Source organism: Lachnospiraceae bacterium JLR.KK002 (assembly GCA_036941025.1).
GTDB lineage: Bacteria > Bacillota > Clostridia > Lachnospirales > Lachnospiraceae > Petralouisia.
In genome coordinates, this window is the sequence record JAYMNP010000001.1 from 3,885,020 (window position 1) to 3,910,807 (window position 25,788).

The 25,788-nt window shown below is 42.4% G+C and carries 24 protein-coding genes; 23 read left to right on the forward strand and 1 reads right to left on the reverse strand.

Going from position 1 to position 25,788, the window contains the following annotated elements:
• Nucleotides 1–383: 383 nt before the first annotated feature.
• The 23 genes from VSQ32_18910 (at nucleotide 384) to VSQ32_19020 (ending at nucleotide 24,506) form a co-directional block, all read left to right on the forward strand.
• Nucleotides 384–686 carry a TnpV protein gene (locus VSQ32_18910; GenBank protein MEH2944856.1) on the forward strand — a complete coding sequence of 101 codons (303 nt, stop codon included), beginning with the start codon at nucleotides 384–386 and terminating at the stop codon, nucleotides 684–686.
• Between the two features lie 1,271 nt (nucleotides 687–1,957).
• The gene (locus VSQ32_18915) at nucleotides 1,958–6,793 is read left to right on the forward strand and encodes a DUF3849 domain-containing protein (protein MEH2944857.1); all 4,836 of its coding nucleotides are present in this window, start codon (nucleotides 1,958–1,960) and stop codon (nucleotides 6,791–6,793) included.
• A gap of 131 nt (nucleotides 6,794–6,924) precedes the next feature.
• Nucleotides 6,925–7,413, forward strand: coding sequence for a response regulator transcription factor (locus VSQ32_18920; protein ID MEH2944858.1), 489 nt, complete (start codon nucleotides 6,925–6,927; stop codon nucleotides 7,411–7,413).
• A gap of 257 nt (nucleotides 7,414–7,670) precedes the next feature.
• Nucleotides 7,671–8,873, forward strand: coding sequence for an IS110 family transposase (locus tag VSQ32_18925; protein ID MEH2944859.1), 1,203 nt, complete (start codon nucleotides 7,671–7,673; stop codon nucleotides 8,871–8,873).
• A 126-nt stretch (nucleotides 8,874–8,999) separates the two neighbouring features.
• Nucleotides 9,000–9,197 (forward strand): winged helix-turn-helix domain-containing protein, encoded by a 198-nt coding sequence (locus VSQ32_18930; GenBank protein MEH2944860.1) that lies wholly within the window; start codon nucleotides 9,000–9,002, stop codon nucleotides 9,195–9,197.
• Complete coding sequence (locus VSQ32_18935) at nucleotides 9,194–10,210, forward strand: sensor histidine kinase (protein MEH2944861.1); 1,017 nt, start codon at nucleotides 9,194–9,196, stop codon at nucleotides 10,208–10,210. The genes VSQ32_18930 and VSQ32_18935 overlap by 4 nt, the downstream gene beginning before the upstream one ends.
• 275 nt (nucleotides 10,211–10,485) lie before the next feature.
• Entirely contained in the window at nucleotides 10,486–12,291 is a 1,806-nt protein-coding gene (locus VSQ32_18940) for an ABC transporter permease (protein MEH2944862.1), read from the forward strand.
• Entirely contained in the window at nucleotides 12,288–13,613 is a 1,326-nt protein-coding gene (locus VSQ32_18945; protein MEH2944863.1) for a radical SAM protein, read from the forward strand. The genes VSQ32_18940 and VSQ32_18945 overlap by 4 nt, the downstream gene beginning before the upstream one ends.
• On the forward strand, nucleotides 13,610–13,783 hold the full coding sequence (locus tag VSQ32_18950) for a hypothetical protein (GenBank protein MEH2944864.1): 174 nt from the start codon (nucleotides 13,610–13,612) through the stop codon (nucleotides 13,781–13,783). Before VSQ32_18945 ends, VSQ32_18950 begins: the two co-directional genes overlap by 4 nt.
• 401 nt (nucleotides 13,784–14,184) lie before the next feature.
• Nucleotides 14,185–15,810, forward strand: a complete 1,626-nt coding sequence (locus VSQ32_18955) for an ABC transporter ATP-binding protein (GenBank protein MEH2944865.1) — start codon at nucleotides 14,185–14,187, stop codon at nucleotides 15,808–15,810.
• A 14-nt stretch (nucleotides 15,811–15,824) separates the two neighbouring features.
• On the forward strand, nucleotides 15,825–16,565 hold the full coding sequence (locus tag VSQ32_18960; GenBank protein ID MEH2944866.1) for an ABC transporter ATP-binding protein: 741 nt from the start codon (nucleotides 15,825–15,827) through the stop codon (nucleotides 16,563–16,565).
• A gap of 63 nt (nucleotides 16,566–16,628) precedes the next feature.
• A complete protein-coding gene (locus VSQ32_18965) occupies nucleotides 16,629–17,063 on the forward strand; it encodes a sigma factor-like helix-turn-helix DNA-binding protein (protein ID MEH2944867.1) in 435 nt (144 codons plus the stop codon).
• Nucleotides 17,060–17,266 carry a helix-turn-helix domain-containing protein gene (locus tag VSQ32_18970; protein ID MEH2944868.1) on the forward strand — a complete coding sequence of 69 codons (207 nt, stop codon included), beginning with the start codon at nucleotides 17,060–17,062 and terminating at the stop codon, nucleotides 17,264–17,266. Before VSQ32_18965 ends, VSQ32_18970 begins: the two co-directional genes overlap by 4 nt.
• Before the next feature lie 526 nt (nucleotides 17,267–17,792).
• A complete protein-coding gene (locus VSQ32_18975; protein ID MEH2944869.1) occupies nucleotides 17,793–18,314 on the forward strand; it encodes a DUF5720 family protein in 522 nt (173 codons plus the stop codon).
• Nucleotides 18,315–18,413: 99 nt separating this feature from the next.
• Entirely contained in the window at nucleotides 18,414–18,593 is a 180-nt protein-coding gene (locus tag VSQ32_18980) for a hypothetical protein (GenBank protein ID MEH2944870.1), read from the forward strand.
• A 96-nt stretch (nucleotides 18,594–18,689) separates the two neighbouring features.
• A complete protein-coding gene (locus VSQ32_18985) occupies nucleotides 18,690–20,315 on the forward strand; it encodes a recombinase family protein (protein ID MEH2944871.1) in 1,626 nt (541 codons plus the stop codon).
• Between the two features lie 149 nt (nucleotides 20,316–20,464).
• Complete coding sequence (locus VSQ32_18990; GenBank protein ID MEH2944872.1) at nucleotides 20,465–21,112, forward strand: hypothetical protein; 648 nt, start codon at nucleotides 20,465–20,467, stop codon at nucleotides 21,110–21,112.
• Nucleotides 21,093–21,467 carry a TnpV protein gene (locus tag VSQ32_18995; GenBank protein MEH2944873.1) on the forward strand — a complete coding sequence of 125 codons (375 nt, stop codon included), beginning with the start codon at nucleotides 21,093–21,095 and terminating at the stop codon, nucleotides 21,465–21,467. Before VSQ32_18990 ends, VSQ32_18995 begins: the two co-directional genes overlap by 20 nt.
• A 151-nt stretch (nucleotides 21,468–21,618) precedes the next feature.
• Nucleotides 21,619–22,314 carry a lantibiotic protection ABC transporter ATP-binding protein gene (locus tag VSQ32_19000; GenBank protein MEH2944874.1) on the forward strand — a complete coding sequence of 232 codons (696 nt, stop codon included), beginning with the start codon at nucleotides 21,619–21,621 and terminating at the stop codon, nucleotides 22,312–22,314.
• A 4-nt stretch (nucleotides 22,315–22,318) separates the two neighbouring features.
• Nucleotides 22,319–23,068 (forward strand): lantibiotic immunity ABC transporter MutE/EpiE family permease subunit, encoded by a 750-nt coding sequence (locus tag VSQ32_19005; protein ID MEH2944875.1) that lies wholly within the window; start codon nucleotides 22,319–22,321, stop codon nucleotides 23,066–23,068.
• Nucleotides 23,068–23,811 carry a lantibiotic immunity ABC transporter MutG family permease subunit gene (locus VSQ32_19010; protein ID MEH2944876.1) on the forward strand — a complete coding sequence of 248 codons (744 nt, stop codon included), beginning with the start codon at nucleotides 23,068–23,070 and terminating at the stop codon, nucleotides 23,809–23,811. The genes VSQ32_19005 and VSQ32_19010 overlap by 1 nt, the downstream gene beginning before the upstream one ends.
• Nucleotides 23,804–24,172: a NisI/SpaI family lantibiotic immunity lipoprotein gene (locus VSQ32_19015; protein MEH2944877.1), complete on the forward strand. Its 369-nt coding sequence runs from the start codon at nucleotides 23,804–23,806 to the stop codon at nucleotides 24,170–24,172. Before VSQ32_19010 ends, VSQ32_19015 begins: the two co-directional genes overlap by 8 nt.
• 13 nt (nucleotides 24,173–24,185) lie before the next feature.
• A complete protein-coding gene (locus tag VSQ32_19020; GenBank protein MEH2944878.1) occupies nucleotides 24,186–24,506 on the forward strand; it encodes a response regulator in 321 nt (106 codons plus the stop codon).
• Here the strand turns inward: VSQ32_19020 and VSQ32_19025 are convergent.
• Nucleotides 24,497–25,720: a transposase gene (locus VSQ32_19025; protein ID MEH2944879.1), complete on the reverse strand. Its 1,224-nt coding sequence runs from the start codon at nucleotides 25,718–25,720 to the stop codon at nucleotides 24,497–24,499. The genes VSQ32_19020 and VSQ32_19025 overlap by 10 nt on opposite strands.
• Nucleotides 25,721–25,788 lie beyond the last annotated feature (68 nt).

Below are 25,788 nucleotides of genomic sequence, written 5' to 3' on the forward strand. Positions count from 1 at the left end.
CTACACCGTCTTAAAGAGGTGCGGCATGGAAGATGCGGAGCTGGCAGAGGAAATCCAGTTCCCCTATATCCATGAGTTTAATACAATCGAAACCCTGTCACATATCGGTGACAGCATATCCGATTTATCCAAGCCTGTGCTTATGGAGATTGGTAAAGCAATCGGGGCGTATGACAGGGAAATCGCCGGAAAAGAAGCATCAAGAAATTTTGCCGAAAAAGGACTTGCAAATACCTCTGGTACACGCTATAATGCTTTAAAGCGTGAAAGCAAAACGGAGGACATACAACTTACCACACAGACCGGGAACGCCGGGGAAAGGGGAAATAATAATGAATCTGACCTACGAGAAGAACGGGGATTACATGATACCGATGTTGAAGATGGACGAGCAGCCGGAGGGGACGCTCACGAAATACGGACTGATGAGGAAGAATTACTTACAGGAACACAAGAAGGGGATTTACACCGGGCTTCTGCTGAAAGGGAAGCTGAAAGAGCATCTTCTGACCATTCAGGAGCAGGCGGAGCAGAGGATGGAACTGCTGACCGGGCAGATGATGAAGCAGGAGGGAGTGACGGAAAAACTCAAGGCAGAGAACCAGATGCTCTGGGTTCAGAAGATGAACAGCATCAGGCACTCGGCGGAGGAAATCGTGCTGAGGGAACTGGTATACAGCCTGTAAGTGAAGGAGCGACTGAAAAAACTGAAAATAAGGATTTACCAGAGCCGGACAGTGGAGAACCATTGCCCGGTCTTTCTTTGTCCGGAATAGGGAAAGGCATCTTGCAGTTTGATGAATTTATGGTGCATAAATGCCCGGACATTGCCGGGGTAATGCTTTTCGAGCCGGATAAGGATAAACAGACGGAATATATCAAAAACAGTTACCGCCATAAGGAATTTACCGAGTTTTATGTAGGGGAGGAAAGAGCCGGGTACAGGGCGGACGAAAACGGTCTGACGGTCTGGAAGGGGAGCTATTTAAACCGGACAGCGGAGGCAACTGTATCATGGGAAGCTGTGAGGGACAGCATCGCCTTTTACATGGAAAAGGGCGAATATCTGAAAGAGGGGCAGATACCGCAGTGGGAAGAACCGAAGGAAACGCAAAGTTACCAGCAGCTTAGTTTATTCCCCACCATAGAGGAACAGATCGGCACGATAGAAGCGGCGCAGGCAGGAGAGAAATATATCATGCCCGCCGCTTTTTCTCTGCCAGAGGAGCAGCTTGAAGCCATTTTACGCACAGGGGGCGGACGGGATAACAGCAGGAGCCGCATTTATGCCAAGTACCAGCAGGGCAAAACGCCGGAGGAAATGGCGGAATTTCTCAAAAATGAGTACCGGACTACGGGGAAAGGCTTTGATTTTGGCAGCAATCCCATATCCGTCTGGTTCAATGAATCCGGCATGAGCATCGGCTATGGGATGTCCGCAAAGGAAAACCCGGCTGCGGTGATGGGCTGGCAGGAAATAGAGGGCGTTGTCCGTTCTATGGTGGAGAATGGCTCTTACATGGGCGCAAATGAAGTGTTCCTTGTGGATGCGGTGGAACGCCAGAGGGTGTCAAATGACCTGTTCAATTTCTTTTGGGACGGTATCGGGGAAGCGCCGGAGAGCATACCGATTAAAAGCCACAACCACCCGGAGAGCATGACAATCCTGTGCGAGCTTTTATCCACACAGGAGGGGCGTGATGTCATCGCCGGGGAGCTTTCCCACGCAAAAGAGCAGATTGAAGCCGGGGAAAAGCAGATCAGGTGGCGGTATGTGAAAAAGCCGGAGCATCTGCTTTCAGAGATTGCGGATTTAAGCACAGAGAAAACGGAATACCCGGTACAGGACAGCGTGGAGGTGCTGCATGAGGATTTTATCACACAGGATGAGATAGATGAGCGTCTGACAGGCGGCAGCAACTATCATCATGGGCAGTTCCGTATCTATGAGTATTTTATGGAAGGGCATGACAGGAAGGAAAATATTGCATTCCTTAAAAATGAGTACGGGACGGGCGGCGGTTCGCCAGCCTTAATCGGTTCAGACCGGAGTGATGAATGGCACGATTCCAAAGGAATCAAATTGGGGAAAGGCAGAATAGGCGATTCATACACAAAAGTGCTTTTAACATGGAACGTGGTGGAGAAGCGCATCAGGGAACTTGTCAATGCGGATAAATACCTTACGCCGAAAGGGAAGGAAGCCTTCGCACAGTACAAAAAAGAGCAGGCGGAGGAAGCCATGCGCCGGGAGCAGGAAAAGCTGGAGCATGGTGTCCGGGTGGAGTGCAAAGATGCCATAGAAAAAGCGATTGCGGAGAAATTTGACGGTTACACACTTCCGGGGGATACCGCAGAGGGCGTTATCCGGCAGTACGGGAAGGAACGGGTAGAGATTGTCCTTGCCAACACAATCACGCACTTATCCCATGACGGGCGTTTTTCCCCAAACAATAAAGAATGGGCGAAAAGCCTTGTGCCTTCCGCTGACTGGCAGACAAGGGATTATATCGTCACTTCACACCCGGCTGTTTTGGACGGTTTTACCAATCAGGCAAGGCGGTATATAGAGCGTGACAGAGAACCGGAAAAAATGGCTGTACCGGAGCAGGAAGCGGAAATTTCCGGGGACAATATTCAGAGTCCCGAACCAGAAAATAAATCCAGTGAAAGTGAGAAAGCACTGGCTGAAAGGCTTGCGGAAATGTCCGTAGTGGTAAAAATCTGCGGTGCGCTGTCCATGAAAGATGTGGTCGGCTGGAACGAGGATACCGGGGCGGTTGCCATAGAGGACGCTGACAGGAGGTTGGAGGGCAGGGCAGTTTATGACACCCTGTTTCTGGAAGCCGCCGATTATGTACTGATGCAGTCAATAAGCGGCAATGCGGAAAAAGCGGTGGAGATGGATGCCCTGCTGAAGGAAGCACAGAAGTATGCGGCACGTTATGAGAACGAGCCGGGACAGCAGAGGGAGGGACACGCTGCGGAAGTATCTGAAGCAGAGTCGGCAGGAGAGCGCCGGGAGGAAAATCACCCGGATGCAGAGCCGGAAAAACGGACAGAAGAACCGGAACAGGAAGAAACAGTACGCTTTACGGTTACGGAAACTTCGGATGCCTTTACAGAGCCTTATGCGGTATGGGACAGCGAAACACAGGATTATTATGTGACAGGCGATGGCACAGTGCCGACATTTGACACACCGGAGGAAGCGGATGTTTTCTGCCAAAATCTCAACGGAGATTTACAGGGGAAAGAAGCAGAAAATATTATTACAGAGCCGGGAACTGTTTCAGAATTAAAAGATATTGTATCAGAGCCGGAAAATGTTACAGAGGAAACGGAAGATGTTTCTGGCACAAAAGATACTGCTGAAAAAGATGATTTCCCCGACATTGATACGCAGGCTGTCCGGGAAGGTCTGGAAAAAGCCGGGATTGTGGACGGGCAGTTAGTAGATGAAACCGCCTTAGAAAACAATTTGTTTATCCGGCAGGTCATGGGCGATGTGGAAACGCTGACCGGGGGCAACCCGCCAGAGCCGGGAAAAGCATCTCAAAAACAGCCGGAAATTGATAAAACGGGCGCAGTCAATTACCGTATCTCTTTCAATGAAGCGGAGAATACCGGAAAAGGATTTGCACCGAAAGAGAAATTCCGGCAGAACGTGGAAGCCATACGAACCCTTGAAAAGATTGAAGGTGAACGCCGCACTGCCACACCGGAGGAACAGGAAATTTTAGCAAAATATGTGGGTTGGGGCGGTCTTGCCGATGCCTTTGATTCTTCCAAAGCGAACTGGGCGAATGAGTATCAGGAATTAAAGAGCCTGTTATCCCCGGAGGAATACGCTTCCGCAAGGGAAAGCACGTTAAATGCCCACTACACAAGCCCGGTCATCATTCAGGCAATCTATGATGCAGTGGGGAAAATGGGATTTACAAAAGGTAATGTGTTAGATCCCGCCGCAGGCATCGGGAATTTCTATGGCTGTCTGCCGGAGAAAATGGCGGGAAGCAGGCTCTACGGGGCGGAACTTGACGGACTTACCGGGCGCATCGCAAAACAGCTTTACCCTCATGCGGATATTAAAATCACAGGCTTTGAGAATACCAGTTATCCCAATGACTTTTTTGACGTGGCGGTGGGAAATGTGCCTTTCGGACAGTATAAAGTGTCTGACAGGAAGTATGACAAGCATAATTTCCTCATACACGATTATTTTTTCGCAAAGACTTTGGATAAAGTACGTCCGGGCGGCATTGTTGCCTTTGTCACTTCAAAGGGGACTATGGATAAGAAAAACCCGGAAGTGCGGAAATACCTTGCACAGCGGGCGGAGCTTTTAGGGGCAGTCCGGCTTCCGAACACAGCATTTAAGGAAAATGCGGGTACGGAGGTCACTTCGGACATTTTATTTTTAAAGAAGCGTGACAGGGTATTAGACATTGAACCGGACTGGGTGCATCTGACGGAAAAAGACGGTATCGTGATGAACCAGTATTTTGCAGACCACCCGGAAATGGTACTCGGAAAAATGGAGATGGTTTCCGGGGCGCATGGCATGGAAAGCGCCTGTCTGCCGGATACTTCCCTCCCCCTGTCGGCACAGCTTAAACATGCGCTCTCTTATGTGGAGGGCAGCATCGAGCAGGCGGATTTTAACGAGATTGAAGATGAACTGGCAAGGGAGAACATACCCGCCGATCCGGACGTGAAGAATTACAGTTATACCGTAGTGGACGATAAAGTGTATTACCGGGAAAATTCCATAATGAAGCCTGTGGACGTTTCGGAGAAAGCGGAGCAGCGCATGAAGGGCATGGTGGCAATCCGGGACTGCACGCAGGAATTGATAAACTTCCAGTTGGAAGAATACCCGGATGATATGATTAAAAACAAACAGACGGAGTTGAATCAGTTATACGATGATTTCTCCAAGAAATTCGGTCTTATCAGCTCACAGACCAATAAAAGGGCGTTCAATCAGGATTCCAGCTACTGTCTGTTATGTTCCCTTGAAAATCTGGACGATGAGGGGAAGTTTATTGGCAAGGCGGATATGTTCTCGAAGCGTACCATTAAAAAGCAGGAAGTTGTGACGAGCGTGGACACAGCCAGCGAAGCGCTGGCGGTATCACTTAGCGAGAAGGCGGGCGTGGATTTAGCCTATATGTCGGAGCTTGCGGACAAGAGCGTGGAGGAAATCACGAAGGAGCTTGCCGGAGTAATCTTCCAGAACCCGGTCACAGAGGAATGGGAAACCGCAGACGAGTATTTAAGCGGGAACGTGCGGGAGAAGCTGTCAGTAGCGAGAACCTTTGCGGAAAACCACCCGGAATATGCCATTAACGTATCCTCACTGGAAAGCGTACAGCCGAAGGAGCTTGACGCATCGGAGATTGAGGTGCGTATCGGCGCTACATGGATTTCCACAAAATATATTGAGGACTTCATGCGTGAAACTTTTGAAACGCCGGAATACCTGTTTGACCGTAAGACAATGGGCGTACAGTTTTCCAATGTGACCGGGCAGTGGAACGTAAAAGGGAAAAATGCAGACAGGGGAAATGCCCTTGTCAATATGACCTACGGAACAGGCAGGGCAAACGCATACAGGATTTTAGAAGATTCCCTGAACCTTCGTGACACCCGTATCTTTGATGTGGTTACGGAGGACGGAAAGGAAAAGAGAGTCCTCAATAAAAAAGAAACCATGCTTGCAAGCCAGAAGCAGGAAGCCATAAGGGAAGCATTTAAGGACTGGGTATTTCGTGATCCGGAGCGCAGGCAGGATTTATGCGCAAAGTATAACGAGCTTTTCAATTCCACAAGACCGAGGGAATATGACGGTTCGCACTTAAAATTCCCCGGAATGACGCCGGACATCGTACTCAGACCGCACCAGCTTAACGCTGTGGCGCATCAGTTATACGGGGACAACACGCTCCTTGCCCATTGCGTGGGTGCGGGAAAGACCTTTGAAATGATTGCGGCGGCAATGGAAAATAAGAGGTTGGGATTGTGCCAAAAGAGCTTATTTGTCGTGCCAAACCATTTGACGGAGCAGTGGGCGAGTGACTTCCTGCGCCTGTATCCGGGGGCGAATATCTTAGCGGCAACCAAGAAGGATTTTGAACCCGCAAACCGGAAAAAGTTCTGCTCCCGGATAGCGACAGGGGATTATGACGCTGTGATTATCGGTCACAGTCAGTTCGAGAAGATTTCGCTTTCCACCGAAAGGCAGATGGCAATGATTGAAAGGCAGATAACAGAAATTGAAATGGCGATCGAAGCCCTCAAAGCGGAGAATGGCGAGCGTTACTCCATTAAACAGATGGAAAAGACAAAAAAATCACTTTCTACCAGATTAAGCCGCTTAAACGATTCCAGCCGGAAAGACAATGTTGTGACCTTTGAACAGTTGGGCGTGGATCGGCTGTTTGTAGATGAAAGCCATAACTATAAGAACCTCTTTTTATACACAAAGATGAGGAATGTGGCGGGCATCGCACAGACGGAAGCGCAGAAATCCTCGGATATGTTTGCCAAGTGCCAGTACATGGACGAGCTGACCGGAGGGAAGGGCATCACGTTCGCAACGGGTACGCCGATCAGCAACAGCATGACGGAACTCTACACCAATATGCGTTATCTCCAGTACAACACCTTACAGCGATTGGGGTTAGGGCATTTTGACAGTTGGGCGGCATCATTCGGGGAAACCCAGACAGCCATAGAGATAGCACCAGAATTAGAGGTACATAAACAAATCCAGGGAGAAATACGCTAAAAAGAGCAACCATAAATGGATTGCTCTTTTAACATATTTGGAAAGTATTGCATAAAAAACTCAGTTTGCTATAATAAAACGCAAGAATGAAAAATTGGTAAGCAGATATGAAAGGTCAGGAGAGATGCTTCATGTATTATATTGTAATCATAGATGATGATCTATCTGTTCAAAGAGAACTTAAGTTATTGTTGGAAAATGCCGGATATCGTGCAGATGTTGCGGAGGATTTTGCTAACATTCCAGAATATGTGCAGAAACTGCAGCCGGATTTGCTTCTTCTTGATGTTGCTCTGCCGGGAGCCGATGGAATTACTCTGTGTTCTAAAATACGGATGATATCGGATGTCCCTATTATTTTTATTACTTCACAAAGTTCCTCTTCCGCAGAATTAGAATGTATGATGACGGGTGGCGACGATTTTATAGAGAAACCTTACCGTCCTGCAGTATTACTGGCACACATAGCCGCAATATTGCGGAGAGTTTCTGGAAAATCACAGAATAAAGTGCTTGTCTTTGGAGGAATAGAGCTGAATCTGCTTAATGGTACAGTGCGGTGTGAAAAAAAGGAAGTTGAACTTTCCAAAAATGAAATGCATATACTGTCCTATTTTTAGTACCATATAAGTGTAAGAGATAAGGCATATCAATAGTGCTTTACCTTCTGCACTTATTTTTTTATGATAAGGGAGTAATTGGTCTGGCGAAGCGATTTTTGGATTAACCACATCCGTCATAAAAACCGTCAACCATCCCTTATTATAAGCAGTCGTTTAAGCAGGTTGAAACCCGTAAGGTGCTTTCGTGTAACGAACTAAAATGAGTGGTAATAAGTGTGGATGGGACAATTACAGATTTATTTTGGAGGTTACAGATGATAAGTGTAGGAATTGATGTGTCAAAAGAAAAAAGTACCGTATGTATCTTAAAGCCTTATGGTGAGGTTGTGAGCAGGCCTTTTGAAGTCTGTCATGTGGAGAAAGAACTGTCCGAACTGACTTCCATGCTGCTGCGTCTGAATGATGACATCCGTGTGGTCATGGAAGCTACTGGGATCTACCATCTGCCTGTATTAAGCTATCTGAAAGAAAAAGGGCTGTTTGTGGCAGTGATTAATCCATTTGAGATGAAGGAATACCGCTGTCAGGGGTTAAGACGTGTGAAAACGGATAAGCAGGATGCCATTACAATCTCTAACTATGGGATTGACCATTGGTACAGGCTGAAGGACTATGAGGCAGAAGAAAGCGTCTATGCGGAGCTGAAGCTTTTGGGAAGGCAGTACCGTCACTATATGCGGATGCGTGTGGAGAGCGTGTTGGAACTGACTCATCTTCTGGACTATACGATGCCTGGGATCAAAACGCTGCTGAAAGGCTGGAATGAAACAAATGGGAAAGATAAGCTGGGGGATTTTGCGGAAGAATACTGGCATTATGACAATATCACGAAGAAACCGGAGGAACAGTTTATAGAGAGCTATCTGAAATGGGCAAAAGAGAAGGGATACCATCAGAGCCAGGATAAAGCCGTCAAGATCTATGCACTGGCAAAAGAAGGCATCCCCACAGTACCCTCCGATACCCCATCGACCAAAATGCTGGTACAGGAGGCAGTACGGGTGTTACGAGAAGTCGATAACACTCTGATGACCATTCTAACACAGATGCAGGCATTAGCCAAGAGTCTGCCGGAATATCCGGTTGTCAGGGCAATGGGAGGTGTTGGAAATGTCCTTGCGCCTAAATTGATTGCAGAGATTGGGGATGTGAGAAGATTCCATAGCGGAAAAGCCCTGATAGCCCACGCAGGAATCGACGCGCCGCCCTATCAGTCAGGGCAGTTTATGGGGACAGAGAGGAAAATATCCAAGAGAGGTTCTTCCAGCCTGCGAAAGATTGGATATGAAGTGATGAGATGTCTGAAAACCCATAAAGAGCCAGCAGACGCAGCAGTGTATAGATTTATTTTGAAGAAAGAAAAAGAAGGAAAGTCAAAACGTGCAGCAAAAATAGCGGGATTAAATAAATTCCTTAGGATTTATTATGCACGTGTGATGGAAGTATACCAGAAGTAAAAAGAACTAAAACAGCGGATACGGCAGACCGGATTTTCCACCGGTCTAATTGTCGTAGGAAAAATTCATACGAAAAATATATTTAAAAACCTGCTAAAAAGTCTTGACTTTTGTTAGCAGGTTTTTATGCATAAAGATGAAATAATATCAAGAGAAGATTTAATGAATAATTTGTGGGATAATGAAAGCTTTGTAGATGATAATACATTGAGTGTCAACATCAGAAGAATCCGCCAGAAGTTAGAAGATATCGGAGTACAGGATCTGATACAGACAAAAAGGGGAATGGGCTATCAGTTAAAAGCAAGAGAGGGGACGGTATGAAACTGAAAGATTACTGTAAGGATAGAGTAACAAGGTTATTAGGGACACTGGTAGTTTTATTTATTTTATCTGAATTTTTATATATCGTAGGTAATACTTTTGCTTCTATTTTTTTGATTGATTTAACAATTATCAGCATACTATTCATAAAGAATCTGATAGAGTGGTACAGAAGAAAAGAATATTTCAAAACAATCCGGGAGCGGGTAGAAGGTATGGAGCATCCTTGGCTGATCGCTGAGCTTCTGCCCGTTTCTTATCGTGCCGAGGACAAATTGTATCAGGAATTATTAAGGCTGGTGGGAAGTTCAGCTATAGAGCAGATTCATAAGATAGAGGATGAAGAAAGGGAGTATGAGGAATATATTGAAGAATGGATACATGAAGTAAAAGCGCCGATTACCTCAATGCAGCTTATGATAGAAAACAGGGCTGGAGATAATCCCGTCTTGAAAAAGGGGTTGAACATAGAATTGGGAAAAATTGAAAATGACGTAGAACGTGCGCTATATTATGCTCGTTCAGAACAGGTATATAAAGATTATTTGATTCAGAAGCTGAATTTACACCGTATCTTAGTCAGGGCAATTAACAGAAACCGTACTATAATTATGAATAGCTGTGTCGGAATAGATTTTAAGTGCGAGGATGATATTTATATTTATGGGGACGAAAAGTGGCTTATCTTTCTTATAAGCCAGATTCTTTTAAACTCCGTAAAATACCGGCGCAAGGAGGATGCAAAGATTATCCTGTCATCTGAAAAAAAGAGCAAAAAAGTTATACTGAAAATATGGGATAATGGGACAGGGATAAAGGAAGAGGAATTACCGAGGATTTTTGAGAAGGGGTTTACCGGGAGCAATGGAAGGGAAAACGAGCGTTCTACGGGAATAGGCTTATATCTGGTAAAAAAATTATGTCAAAAGCTGGATATGGAAGTATGGGCAGAATCTTTGTTCAAAGAATATACTTCTGTTTATCTATCGCTTCCGGCAAAACAAAACATCTGATTCTAAAAGGCAAATTCATCACAAATGGATGTGGGGAGTTTGCCTTTTCAAATGGAGAACAGCATATTTCCGGATATATGACAAAATTGTAAGATTCAGGTAATGAAAATCAATAGGTAATCTGTAGGGGGCAGTGTTATACTGACTACATCAGGAAGAGATATAAAGGAAGGATAAAAATGTTAAGCAAAAATCAGTTGGCCAGGAGAAATGTAAAGACTGCGATTATAAGAGAGCCAGTATATTTTTTTACAATGATATTGATTGCAGCGCTAATGTTTGCGTTTAATTCTCTGTTTTTTTCAGAAGATGTCAGGAGAGCCTGCGAAACGGCATCGGTTCTGGCTGTGTTTTTAGGAATAGCATCTGTACTGATTGTTATGATTACGGCGTGGCTGATCCAATATATGATGCGGCAATCGCTGAAAATCCGCAGCAGGGAATTCGGGCTGTATATGCTGTTTGGCATGAAAGGAACAGAGGTATTTCAGATTTTCCGAAAAGAAACGGTATTTATGGTTGGAATGGCATATATACCTGGAATCCTGGCAGGGGAATTGCTGAAACAGTTTTTGATGGTAATTTTTTTCCATATGTTCCGGACGGAATATGTGCTTAAAATGGATTTTCAGCTTGTAACGGTGTGTTTGACAGCAACTTTATATTTATTTTGTTATTTAGCCGCATTGCTTAAAGTGAGAAAACAATTTTCCAAAATGAATATCCGTCAGTTAAATGAAATGGAGAGGATAAATGAAGCCGATGAAAAAATATCTGGAAAGAAGAAGCAAAGGAAAAGAACTAAAAAATGGCTTTTGAAAGGAAACCGGCTATTTTTATGCAGGGCAATAGAATCTGAACTATATTCTATGCGGAAAATAATCATATTTGTTATGTCCCTTTTAGTTGTTTCTATTTCAGGAAGCGCAGTTGCCATGATGTATACCGATTATCAGAACCACCAGATTGATTCGGAATATCCGTTTGATGTCATGATATATCATCAAGCCCCCAAACCTGAATTCCAGCGTGAAAAAGATATATTAGAAAGTGAAACTGGAATACAGGAATCCCATGAATATGTGATATATCAAAATGGCGTCAGTATGATGAATGAATGGCTTTATACACATCTGATGTATTTTGGGGATCGATTTATCAGTGGAGAGGGTGCATTCGATGCAGAAAAGCTGGACGCTGATGAAGAGGGATATGACGTCTACTATGAATATGATACTTATATGAAAGTGAGCGACTATAACATACTTCGGAAAATGCTTGGCCAGAAGCCTGTCAAACTCCGGGCAGATGAGTATATTTTACAGATTAAAAGAAGGTTAGAACCTGAACTTACTAATGAAATCCGAAGCAGGACGCTGCTATGTGATACAAAAGAATTGCACTGCAAAGAAATCAGTACTGTAGATTTTGAACAGAATGGACATAATGGAGCTGACTATGTTTTGGTAATCCCGGATGATGCGGCAAATCATATGACACCATATTACTCTGTATTTGCGGCATCTATAAAGAAACAGGCTGCAGGAACAGTGTTTGATAAATTAGATGATGCGTCCAGTGGAAATGACGGGCTTTATTGGGGCAGTAACCACAGTATTTTATATGTCAGTCCGATTTTGCTGAAAAAGCAGGTGGAAACAGAATTGAAAGCAACGCTTGTGCCATTTATATTTGCGTTTGCCTATGTAAGTATCGTGTTTTTATGCGTGGCAATTTCTTTCCTTGCATCCCATCTGATCAGCACTTCGGAATCAAACAGACGCCGTTACCTGCTTTTAGAAAAACTGGGAATGAATCAAACAAAAATTGATACGGTGATACATGAACAGTTGGCAGTTAATTATCTGATTCCGCTTTGTATGGCGCTTATTCCCGGATGTCTGATTGCGAACCATGCAAGCAAAGGTTTTATTCTGGCTACGGGACTTCGTGCGGTATGGGTAAAATATGTGTTCTTGTCGTTATTGTGGATTTTAATGCTGTACATTATTTACTTTATACTTACGGATATATTTTTTAGGAGAAATATTCATCATCGAAAGGAAGGAAAACTATCATGAAACCATCTTATTACAATTACATTATTGAGAATAAAACAGGAAATGGGGAAGCGTTATATTACAATATGCGTACAGGCAGTCTTGCACATATAGACGCAGAAAAGCATAGACAGTTCCAGGAATATGCTGCAAAAAAGAAGGAAATTGTAGATGTTGATTTTTTAAAGAACCTAAAATATTGTGGTTTTTTGGTTGAAGATAATTTTGATGAAAAAAAGGATATCAAAATGCGTATGTTGAATTCAAAGTTTGATACATCGGTATTGTCTTTGACAATCACGCCTACAATGGCTTGTAATTTTCGCTGTGTATATTGTTTTGAAAGCGGACATTACAGCAATGGGAGCATGACGGAAGAGGTCAGTGATGACATCTGCAAGTTAGTGGAAAAAGAAGCCTCTCATTTGGAAAAACTGGTAATTACATGGTATGGCGGAGAACCACTGTTAGCAATCGAACCAATAGAAAGCCTAACAAATAAGATGAAAAGCATCTGTAGCAAATATAATATAGAATATTCAGCAAGCATTATTACGAATGGCTATCTGCTTACTGAGGAAGTCTGCGATAAACTGCTGGAATTGGACATTACAGATGTCCAGATAACACTGGATGGGGATGCCAATACACATAATGGCAGAAGACCATTAGTAAACGGTGGAAATACATACGATACAATACTTGCAAATTTAGAGAAAATTCATGGGAAAATTGGGATTGCAATCCGGATTAATGTAGATAAAGGAAATCAGAATGAAGTTCAGAATGTTATCGAGGAATTGAAGAAAAGAAATATTTATGAGGATGTTTTCTGTTATCTTGGTTTGGTAACATCTACAAACGGAACGTGTGAGAACTGCACATGTATGTCGGCAGAAAAGTATTCAAAATTTAATCTTAATTTTTGGCTGAACAATGGAATGCCTTTGGAATCCTTTTATCCTCAACCGATGGGAAATTACTGTGGGGCAGATTATGCACAGGGCTATGTTATTGACGCAAAAGGAAATATATACAAATGTTGGAGTGATGTTGGAATTATGGAACGCCGCATAGGAACTGTTAATGAATGGGTAAATCCTCAGAAGCAATCGGATATTACTGATTCACAGTCACAGCAGGTAACGTCGGAATATATGCTGTATGACCCAACGGAAGATGATGAGTGCGGCAAGTGTAAGTTTATGCCAATATGTATGGGTGGATGCCCTCATAGCAGAATAGAAAAAAACCAATTATGTGAGCAGTACCGTTACAATGTAGGCGAGTATATGCAGGCATATGCGGCAGAAGTGTTGAATGAAAGGAGGGAAGATGTATGAATATCTTAGTTCAGCCTCAAAACCAGAAGAGGAATTCAGAGTCCTGTAATTATACTTGTCCAGTATATAATACTGGAACAGAAGGATTGGAAAAACTCATCAAGAAGTTAGTTAAGAAGAAACATAAGAGCGGAAAGCACCGGGGAAAAGTCTGCTGGTATGACAATTAGAGCAGCTTCTGTCCTAAACAGAACAGAAATTTTCATGAGGGATGATGACAGCATATTGGAAATAAAAGTCAGGAGGAAAGACAAATGGAAGTATTAAATGCGCCAGCTGAACTTGCAAGCAAGAAAGCATGCAACACGAAAGGCTGTAAGAAATACACCTGTATTTACCACATTTTTGGCAAGTAAGACATATTAACCATATAAATATAAGGAGGAAACAGAAATGGATGTATTAAGAACACCAGTGGAAGTAGCAGCGAAAGGTTCATGCCATGCGAAAGGATGCAAGAAGTATACCTGTTGGTATCATATCTTCGGCAAATAAAAAGCAGCTTCGGTCAATGCCCCGATGGGGCATTGACCAGTTTTGCCACTATCTGATAAGAGAATGGAGAAAAGATATGAAAGTTCAGATTCTTTTAAAGAAAGAAATTTTATCTATGAAGAAGGCTCTTGCCGCTTATTTTTTAGTTTCATTGGGAACGTTGCTTCTGCAGCTTTTGGTTCCATATGTAAGTGGCTCATATATTGATTCCTTAGTAGGAAAGCAACCTATGATTTTAGCATTTGTGGGGGCAATGGCATTTCTTAATATATTTTCTATACTGATGGAATATGGGATGACATACCTTATGACAAAATTGAATAATACATTTTTGTACAAAATATGCAACAAAATGTTCCAACATGTATATGGTACATCCCTCTCCTTTTTTCAAAGTCATGATGCGGCCTTTTTGACAGATCAAATTACCGGAGATGCAGCTACTATTGCGGAATTTGTGTTGAATAGTATTCCAGATATTGCATATAATATGCTCCTTTTGATTGTAAGCGCTTTATTTGTACTTCGTGCAGATTTGATACTGGGATTACTTGTTATGCTGACAATTCCAATATATCTATACATATATTGGAAATTGGAAAAAAGAATGTATGAAAACGAGCATGAATATAAGGAGGCAGGGAATGATTACACATCTAAAGGAATGGAACAGATACGATGCACGCAATTTGTAAAAGAAAATGCAATATCAAAAGAAATGGAAGACAGGTTTGCATGTTCGTTTCATAGGATGTTAAAAAGCGCAGTCGGTCAAGTAAAGACACAATATCTTTTTTCCAACTTAAATCGCCTTATTATGGTACTATGTTATCTGTTGATATTAGGGATTGGTGGATATAATGTTGTGATTGGAAAAATATCAATTGGATATTTTACTATTATTAATAGCTATGTAAATATGATATTGTCTGCTGCTTCGGACATTATCGACTTCTCTGGAAGCTACCCTAAAGTAAAAGTTGCGGCAGATCGTATGAATGAACTATTGGCAGAGTGCCAAACGGAAACTTTATGCAATAAAAGATTAAGAAATTTAGAGGAAAATGAAATTAAGACAGTAAGACTTGAGAATATTTCTTTTTCATTTGGAAAGAAAATGCTATTCCATCAATTATCTGCAACGTTTGAAGTAGGAAAAATTTATGGAATAGTAGGTGAGAATGGTGCAGGAAAATCTACATTGTTAGATGTAATATTGGGATTGTATCCGAAAGAGTATGGGGGAGAAATTCTGTATAACGGAACCAATATAAAAGAACTGTGTAGTTCCGAAATACTGAAATGCAACATTGCTTTTTTGGGACAGCAAACAGAACGAATTAATATTTCACCTAAAGAATATCTGCATTTTGGGATTGAAAAATATAATCCGGATATTGAGCAGGAATTGATTCGGCAGTTTCTTCTGAATCAAGATTTTGATATGGAGCAAGAAGAAAACATTGTGCATTGTTCTGGTGGAGAGATGCAAAAATTAGCCTTAGTGCGTACTTTTCAAAAGAATTGCACACTGACGATTTTGGATGAACCGACAAACGGATTGGATATGGAAACAGTACAACGATTAGTTCAGTTGCTTATACAGGAAAAAGAACATCACATATTTATTATTGTATCGCATGATAAAAGAATATTGGATATTTGTGATGAAAAAATAGATCTTAATATATTGGGAATGTAGAAAGGAAAAATGAAATGGAAGCATATATAAAGGTGAAAGATGTTGAGAAATATTATGGGAGTTCAGGAAACATTACTAAAGCAGTAGACAGAGTTAGTTTTGAAATATCAAAAGGGGAATTTGTTGGGATTATGGGGGAATCCGGTTCTGGAAAAACATCGTTACTGAATGTGCTTGCCACCATTGACACAGCTACGGCAGGGCACATATATTTTGAAGGAAAAGATATTACAAAAATGAGCGAGGACGAGAGAAGTGGATTTAGGAAGGAAAATTTAGGTTTCATTTTCCAAAACTTCAATCTCTTAGATACCATGACATTGCAGGAAAATATTTATATGCCCCTGATTCTTAATGAAGAAAAAAGTAACGACATCATAAAACGAACGGAAGAAATCATAAATATATTGGGAATCAAGGAAGCTGGAAACAAATATCCATATCAAGTATCCGGTGGACAACAGCAGAGATGTTCCTGTGCCAGAGCGCTCGTAAATAATCCTAAATTGATTTTAGCTGACGAACCGACAGGCGCCCTTGACGCACAGAATTCAGAAAATTTAATGGAATTGCTTTTAGAAATCAATAAGAAATTCAAGACAACTATTTTGATGGTTACGCATGATTCTTTTTCTGCAAGCTACTGTAACCGTATCTTGTTTTTGGAAAATGGGAAAATATCTTATGAGATATATCGGGGAGCTAGGAACAGGGAGGAATATCTCCGAGCAATTTTGGATGCGCAAAAAGCATAATGCCCATGAATTTTAAGAAAATATTTTTATCAGAGTTATTCTGATGGTGCGAGGAAATATGTCGTGGAAAAAATCAGTGAAGAATATCAAAGACGCATTGAGCATGAGTTTAATGCCCTATGTAAGATCATCATTCATCATTCGTCAGCAGAAGCTAAGGGCAAAGCTTCTAAAAGATGGAAGCAGGAAATATCTTTTGAGTATTTAGTAGAATCAGGAGTGATACCAGCATATAGTTGTGGGGGATTTGAGAATGGAATAGAAGCCAGATATCCACTGTTGCTTTGCGGACATACTGTAATTCTAGAAAATGAGCGGCTTTCCAAGGCATTATCCTCATTGGAAAGGGAGAAACAAGAAATTGTATTCTTATATTTTTTTAAACATTATACTTACCAGGAAATTGCAGGGTATTATGGTCAGGCACATAGTAGCGTTTGGAGCAGGATGCAGACGGTAATGAAGCAGCTAAAAAGAGAAATGGTGAAACAGGAATGAAGGGAAAGAATCTTATTTCGTATGGAACGATTGTAAAAGCTGCCAATGGTGATCCGGGAGCAATCGAAACAGTATTAGAACATTATGGTGGATATATCCGATATTTTTCAAAAATGGATGGTTATGTGAATACAGATGTAGAAAACCATGTAAGGGAACGGTTAATAGACGGTATATTGAAATTCCGTTTTGATAAAGAATAGATCTAACAATAAAACGTTGTTTTGCATAAATGTAAGAAAGCAGTAAGTCTACAAGATTCACTGCTTTTTGAATTTAAAAACAGAATCATAGGAGAATGTTTGCGCAATGGCAGGCTTAAAACGGCGAATCCATGTAGGAAAGGGTTTGCCGTTTTTTATGTGCGCCCAGTATGGGCGCAATCTAATCGGTGAAAGTCCGTGACACACCCTGGTAGTGGGAAGTGTATAGCCAAGAGCAAGTTTCGCCAGAGTAACTCAAAACCCACTTTGTGGGTTTTGCTTACCCGGCAACCTTGATGGGGATTCTGTTTCCCCATACCCTCAGTTCCTGCATATTTTCTAAATATGCAGATTGGCTCCTATTAAAAATAGTCGCAGCGTGATTGCTTTACATCACGGAAGATAAAAAAATTCTAAAAATAATCCAATTTCCTTTCCCACTAGCGTTCTCCAATTGGCTTATATAGTAGGAAGCAAAAAACAGCTTCCCCTGATCAGGCATTATGAAAAAAGCAAGGAGGGATTCATGCGATTTACAAAGAGTGAACTGGAGATGGTTTACAAATATGAAGCGACAACAAAAGAGGACACAGTGAAAGCTATGAGGGACGGGCAGTCAGCAGCCAGGGACGACCTGACACGGATTATCATAAGGAATGCCGCAGACAAACTGGAGAAACTTCCAGAACCGGAATGCAGCCGGTTCATAGCGGACAATAAGGCACGTTTCATAGGACAGGGCAGAAGTTCTGTCCTGCGGAGACTGAATGAAGCAAAGGAACGGTTGAAACAGCCGGTCTTACAGGGGCATGACCTGTCAGGGAGGGAACGGTTCCAGCCGGACACAAGACATATGATCGTCCTTGATGTGCTGAATAATGACAGCCCCGTAGGATTTAAAGGGGAGAGATACCGCTTCTTTCTCTCAGACGGGAGATACCGCAATGCCATAGAAAGTGAAAAGCGTGGGGAAATCAAAATCCGCAGCCATGCGGCGGTAGTTTCCGGGAAACTGTATCCAGATAAGAAAGCGGAGCATAACAGATAACAGTCCCTTGATAAAAATAGGAACTGCACAAAAGCTGAAAGGAAACATAACAGGGGAGTGGAGAAAGCTGAAAAAATATTGAAAGAAGGGAGGGAATCTATGCAGAGAAAGAAAAAGGGGAGAAAGGATACGCCGATCCGTTATGTGGTAGAGCATGTATATTCCGGCACGGAAAGTATGGAGGGATTACTGACAGTAGTGAGCGAAGAAGCCGCCCGTAAGAACGTGGAGGAAAAATTAAGGAACGGAAGTATGGGGACAGAGAAGAAAGCTGTCTGAAAAGATGAATTGACGGTTGATACCAGAGACAGAAAAGGCTATAATGAAGTCAGCGTATTTCTGTCTCTGGATATTGAGTGAATATAGGAGGCCAATATGCAGAATACAGAAAATAAAGAAATATGGACAGCACTCTATACGAGATTGTCAATGGATGATGGAAACGTCGGGGAGAGCATGAGTATCGGGAGCCAGAAAGCAATCCTTAAACGGAAAGCGGAAGAAATGGGAATCCACAGCTACAAGTTCTACGTAGACGATGGGTACTCTGGTACGAATTTTAACCGGCCATCTTTTCAACAGATGATTGCAGATATCGAAGCGGGGCATGTGGATTGCGTCATAACCAAAGATTTATCAAGGCTCGGCAGGAATTATCTGGAGAGCGGGGCGTATATCGAGGTATTTTTCCCGAACCACCATGTCCGCTATATCGCTGTCAATGACGGCGTAGATTCCGCAAACAGCGGTGAGATGGACATTACTCCGTTCAAGAATATCCTGAACGAATTTTATTCGAGGGATATTTCTAAAAAGGTAAAGACGGGAAGGTATATCCGAGCCAGTCAGGGGAAATTTATGGGGGCGTATGCACCGTTTGGTTATAAAAAAGACCCGGCAGACAAAAATCATCTGATTGCGGATGAAGAGACAGCGCCGACTGTTCGCTATATTTTCCAGCTTGCGTTGGAAGGTTACGGAAACAATAAGATCGGGAAAATTCTTTATGAAGAAAAAATTCCGAAGCCAGCTTATTACAATCAGGAAGTTTTCGGGAAGTTTTTGATTGCTGAGGATGATATTTATAATTGGAAACAGTCTACGATAATTCGTATACTCCGGAATCCTCTGTATAAAGGTTATTTTTGGGTACAGAGGTATGACAGGAAGCATTTTAAACAGCAGTCAAGAGGTTATATCCCGATTAAGGAACGTGTAACTATACCCAGCGACCATGAAGCCCTAGTAGACGAGCATACATGGAATACCGTTCAGAAAATTCTTGACAGGCATACAAAAGTAAAGCCTTGTACTTCTGGTTATGATAATAAGTTCCGGGGAATTTTAAAATGTGCCGATTGTGGCAATAATCTGACAATCCATACGGACGGAAGGAACCCGGACAGACCTTTGCTTGAAAAGACGTATTACCTGTGCCGGATTTACCGTGCAAGGGGAGCGAAGTTCTGCAGTAAGCACCGCATCAGCGCCGGGGATTTGGAAGAACTGGTACTTTCTGATATCCAGTTCCATGCAGGGAAGGTCATAAAGGATCGAGAGAAATTTATGCGGAAAGTGCTTGGTCAGATGGACATATCATCTGCAAACAGCAAGGCGAATATTGATAAGAAAGTGGCTGTCTTAGAGAAAAAGTTAAAAGAATCTGATAAACAATTCATCAAGTTGTATGGGGACTGGTCAAAGCAGTTGATATCAGAGCAGCAGTTCCGGTTGCTGTCTGCCCACTTTGAGCAGGAAAAGAAAGACTATACAGAGCAAATCGAAAAGTTAAGAGCGACGGCTGAAAATCTGGAGGACAGTGCAGGTAAAGCGGAACGCCTTGCCGATGAGATGGCGGAATGTGCAGAGATTAAGGAGCTGACTACAGAGATTGTCAATCGCCTGATCGAAAAGATTGAGGTTTCGGAACCTCAGACCGTCAACGGGGAGAAAGTCCAGAATATCAGGATTTTCTATAAGTTTGTTGGGGAAATCAATTAAAAATCCATTTATGTATCTATAATACTGGGGGCAGTGAACTTGCGCCGGAGGGAACTGGATATAGGGCAAAAACAAGGTTTGCCAAGTTCTTCAATCTGCCAGAGCTGATTGCGCTATTCAAGGAAAGCGCAGACATTCAGACACCGGATATGTTAAAGCTGCCTGTTCCGAAAGCGGATTATGAAAATATCGTGTTAAAGCCGAGCGAATACCAGCAGGACATGGTTCAGTCCCTTGCGGACAGGGCGGAGGCGGTGCGTGACCGTAAAGTAGATCCCTCACGAGATAATATGCTAAAGATAACCAACGATGGAAGAAAGTTAGCGTTAGACCAGCGGCTCATCAATGATATGCTTCCCGATGAAGAAAACTCCAAAGCCACAACCTGTGTGGAGAAAGCATTTGAAATATGGGAGCAGACCAAAGAGCAGAAATCGGCGCAGCTAATCTTCTGCGATTTATCCACACCGAAAGGGGATGGGACATTCAACGTATATGAGGACATCAGGGATAAACTTATGGCGAAGGGAGTGCCGGAGAATGAGATAGCATTTATTCATAATGCCAATACGGAAACAAGGAAAGCGGAGCTGTTCGCAAAAGTAAGAAGCGGGCAGGTTCGTTTTTTGTTAGGCTCAACCGCAAAAATGGGAGCCGGGACGAACGTACAGGACAGGCTCATCGCATTACACCACCTCGATGTGCCCTGGCGTCCGTCTGATGTAGGACGGATTTTGCGGACATTCAAAATAAAAAAGAATGTGGAGGTAACAGACAATGGCAAAGACGATTTTTGAGGAACTGGGCGGCAGATACGAAAGGCAAGGTGACTATTTAATTCCATGTATAGCTTTACCCGCCGAAGAAGAACAGCCAATAGGCACATGGGGACAGCGGCATCTGGACTATCTGAAGCAGTACCGAAAGGTTACATACACCAATCTGCTCACAAGTGGCAGGCTCAATTCTTACCTTGCCGACATTGACAGGCAGGCGCAGGAACGCTTTGAAAGGCTCATAGAGGGCATGAAACAGGCACAGGGCATAACGGAACGCCTAAAGGAAGAAAACGCCTTAGAATGGACAGGACGGCACAATGATGTGAGGGCTTGTGCAAGGGAAGTTGTGGAAAGGGAAATCATATATTCATAGATTTATATATTGCAAATAATAATCAGGGGGCGAGGATATTTCCTTGCTCCCTTTGTATGTAAAATGTTGAATAAAATGGTATATCTTTATGAAATCTTCAAAACTGTACAGTACCCTTTTCCTATCAAAATCAAGAAAGGAAATGAACACTATGGATTTCATATTGAAAACAACAAATCTTAGTAGGAATTTTGGGAAACATTCTGCTGTAACGGATGTATCAATCCATGTACGGGAAAAAAGCGTTTACGGACTATTAGGTCCGAACGGGGCAGGAAAATCTACAATCCTAAAGATGGTAACAGGTATGCTCCGTCCAACATCTGGCACGATTGAATTTGCCAGCCATGCATGGAACAGACAGGACTTAAAGCATATTGGGGCTTTGATAGAAAATCCCCCGTTATATGAAAATCTGACGGCATTTGAAAATTTAAAAGTAAGGACTATTTTGTTAGGCTTACCAGAGCAGCGAATAAATGATGTATTAAAAATTGTGGATTTGCAAAATACAGGAAAGAAAAAAGCAGGACAATTCTCAATGGGGATGAAACAGCGGTTGGGGATTGCAATAGCATTGCTGAATCATCCGTCTTTGTTAATTCTGGATGAGCCGACAAACGGATTAGACCCGATTGGTATCGGAGAATTGCGAAACTTAATCCGCTCATTTCCACAGCAAGGGATAACAGTTATATTGTCAAGTCATATTCTTTCAGAGGTACAGCTTATTGCAGATGACATAGGCATTATTGCAAACGGTACGCTTGGATATGAGGGCGAAATGCAGCATAGTGGAAATCTTGAGGAACTGTTTCTCAAAGTCGTTGAAGAAAGCAGGAGGTAACAGGATGAAAAAATATATACGCTCAGAATGGATGAAACACAGACGGACTTTTGTAATGAAAATTCTTATCCTTGCCCCTGTTATTACGCTGCTTATGAATGTGTTTGCACCAATGTGGTATCAGCAAAATTCATTTAACTGGTGGTATATTTTGCTTTTCCCAGGCTGCCTTACTTTGCTTTGTACAATATGCGAGCAGCGGGACGGGGGAAAGATGAAATACAGAAGCCTTATTCCTCTTTCCATAAAGCTTGAAAATGTCTGGATTGCAAAAGCGACTGTTATATTGCTTTTTGACATTGCAGCAAACTTAGTATTCTTAAGTTTGAATATGCTTGGCGGCGTGGCAGTTTTCCTTATTTACGAAATTCCAATCAGTATATCGCTGATTCAGGCTACAGCGGGCATCTTTTGTATTATTGTGGCATCTATGTGGGAAATACCAGTCTGCTTGTGGCTGTCGAAAAAGGTTGGTGCATTTGCAACAGTTGTGATAAATGCAGGAATAGGCTCATTCTTAGGGGTAGCACTGGCGAATACTAAGTTTTGGATTTTTTGCCCGTATAGTTGGATATCCCGTTTAATGGTTCCTGCAATTGGGATATTGCCAAACGGTGTACCTGTTTCTGAAGAAGCAGGTAATTTACCAGTGCCAGTTGCGATGATTGTTTTAGCATTACTGTTTTCCGTGATACTAAGTTTCACTTTGCTAAGGCTCAGTGCTAAAAGTTTTTCACAGCAGGAGGTAAAATAGTGAGAACAATATTAAGGTGTATAAGAGCGAATTGTCTTAAAACGAAGCGTTCTATACTGAGTGTTATTTATGTACTTGTCCCTTTTGTATTGGCTTTGGCATTTGCAGGCTATTTTCATATTTCAAATTGGGACAGGACACTTAAGATAAGTGCTTTTCTTGAAATGATGGGTATCATATATCCGTTTTTGATTGGAATCACCGTGGGAATCATTGCACAGCAGGAAAGTCGGGCAGGACAGTATCAATTTATATTGAGTGCTGTCCCGTCAAGGGTAAGCGTTTATATCGGGGAAATATGTTTCTTACTGATAAATTCCTTATTATTTTGTGTAGTTGCTGTTGCCTGTTTTTCACTCCTTTTTCCGTTTGCTTCCATAAATGGCTGCATTCAGATTATAGGGCTTCTGCTTTTAGGTACTGCCCCTATATATCTGATACATTTCCTGTGTGCTTTCATGTTTGGTAAAAGTGCTTCTATGGGGCTTGGAATAGCAGGAAGTTTATTGGCGGCAATTATGCTCACGGGTTTAGGGGATATATGTTGGCAATATATTCCGTGGGCGTGGAGCGTCCGCTTTATGGATTTCTGGTGTCTTTCTGTCACGGACAGGAATGCTTATTTGCAGAGTTGCAATTCATTTTACGGTGGGATTATAATAAATGTAATGGTGGTGCTTGTGTTGTTTGCTATCGGCATTATTTGGATTAAGTTATGGGACGGAGGAAAAGAAAATGATTAAGAAAATGCTGTTGGTATGTGTATGTCTGATAGCTTTAAGTGTCTGTTTCACGGGCTGCAATAACAATCAAATATTGGATACGGCTGATAAGAATAATACGCTGAATGACACTCTTCCAAAATATGAGCTGAATACTGCTGATTATACGGAGATAAGCTTTGACGGAAAGACATACGCCATTACAGAAAGAACAACAAAAGCCTCTGATTTAGGTGAAGAAATTGGGCAGGTTTCTCAAAACATCACAACGGTTGAAGGAGATAAATTGCGGTATGGATATGTTTATATGCTTGAGGGAACAACGGATATTGCAGTAAATATCAATGAAAAATATTTTATTGCAGAATTGACAGATAAATAAAGGAGGATTTAAATTGGCACGGTTGTTGGTAATTGACGATGAAAAAGCCATTCTTGACTTAGTTAAGAATGGCTTGGAAAAAGATGGTCATATTGTTGCTATATGTGGAAGTGCAACGGATGTTGCGGTAGACCGCTTGAAAGATTACGATTTGATTTTGTTAGATATTATGATGCCAGATGTTGATGGATTCATGTTTTGCAAAAAAATCCGAGGGCTTGTGGATTGTCCGATTCTGTTTCTTACTGCAAAGGTTTTGGAAACAGACATCATCTACGGGTTAGGATTAGGGGCTGATGATTATATTACACCACTTTACAACTATTATAAATAGCGCTCCTTTTGCTGAACAAGGTATTTTAAGGCTCTCATAAGGGCAGATGATTTTATTATACTTTCGCTCTTTTTCACGAAAGTGGCAAAAAATACCTCCTGCCTGATCCGCTCGCTGAGCACAAACCTGAAATCCTGTGCGCTTTCCCTACGGTACTTTGAAAATGCTTCATCCTGATATGGCAGCAGTTTCATCGCACAATAAGCTATGTTGATCAGATTAACCAGCATTTCAATCCCTTTCCGGCTGCGCACCATATAGCTGCATAGTGACCAGAAGGTTTTCTGTTCGTAATAGCTGACTTCTATCTTCCATCTGAATGAGTACAGGAACAAGGGGATGTAATCCATCCATGCACTCCCCGTCTGGTTCAGGGGGGTCTTTTCCTGCCATGCACAAAAAATCTGCAGCTGTGTGGGGAAAACCGTACTGAAGAACAGGCGCCTGGAACCGCCTTCCTTCTCTGTGGCTGTCACATAGGCAAAAACTTCCCTTGTGCCGAAAATATTTGTAAGGACACGGCGCATCCCAATATAATAACCGCCTATTTTTTCATCCGAAAGTGTAAAATCTTTTTCCGCCGAAAGACGTTTCCCATGTTTTGCAGGCCTGCCCCTTTTTCCGGTCGGCTGCGGGGCAAGGTCATAAAGGACAGAGTCATACCTTGCATTTCCGATTAGGCCAAGGTTTGGGTATTCATCCACGACAGAAACCAGATCCCCTTTTGTATACCAGCTGTCGCATAGGATAATGACATTCGCCTTTTCCTGTAATTCAGGCATGGCCTGGCGTACCATGGAAGCAGCCAGCTTTAATTTTGACTCTTCTTTCTGCCACATACGGTAGGAAAGCGGAAACGCCTGGTAAACAATCTTGCCTTTATCCCACATTGGCACACAGAGCATGACACTTACAAAGCAGTGCCCATTCAGGTAGCCGCTGCCGTTGTGCGCGGAATGGTCAAAGAGTTTTGAGACATCCTCAAATTTCTTTCCATATTTGGGAACAATGGTATCATCCATGCATAAAAAAACGGGCTGCGTCTCTAAGGATTTCGGGATTAGTTTCAATGCCATAGATGCTGTTGCATTCATAAACCTGGAATAATCCACTTTGGCATAGGAGCAGGCATAGTAAAAGGCATTCAGGGATTTATCTGTTAGCTTTGACAGGAAATGTCTGTAAAGGAAACGGATGGAATCCGCTGACTCCAGTGTCAGTATGGACAGCAGGAGCAGGACCAATGTCTCGGCTGTAGGAATGGAACAAGCCTCAAAATAAA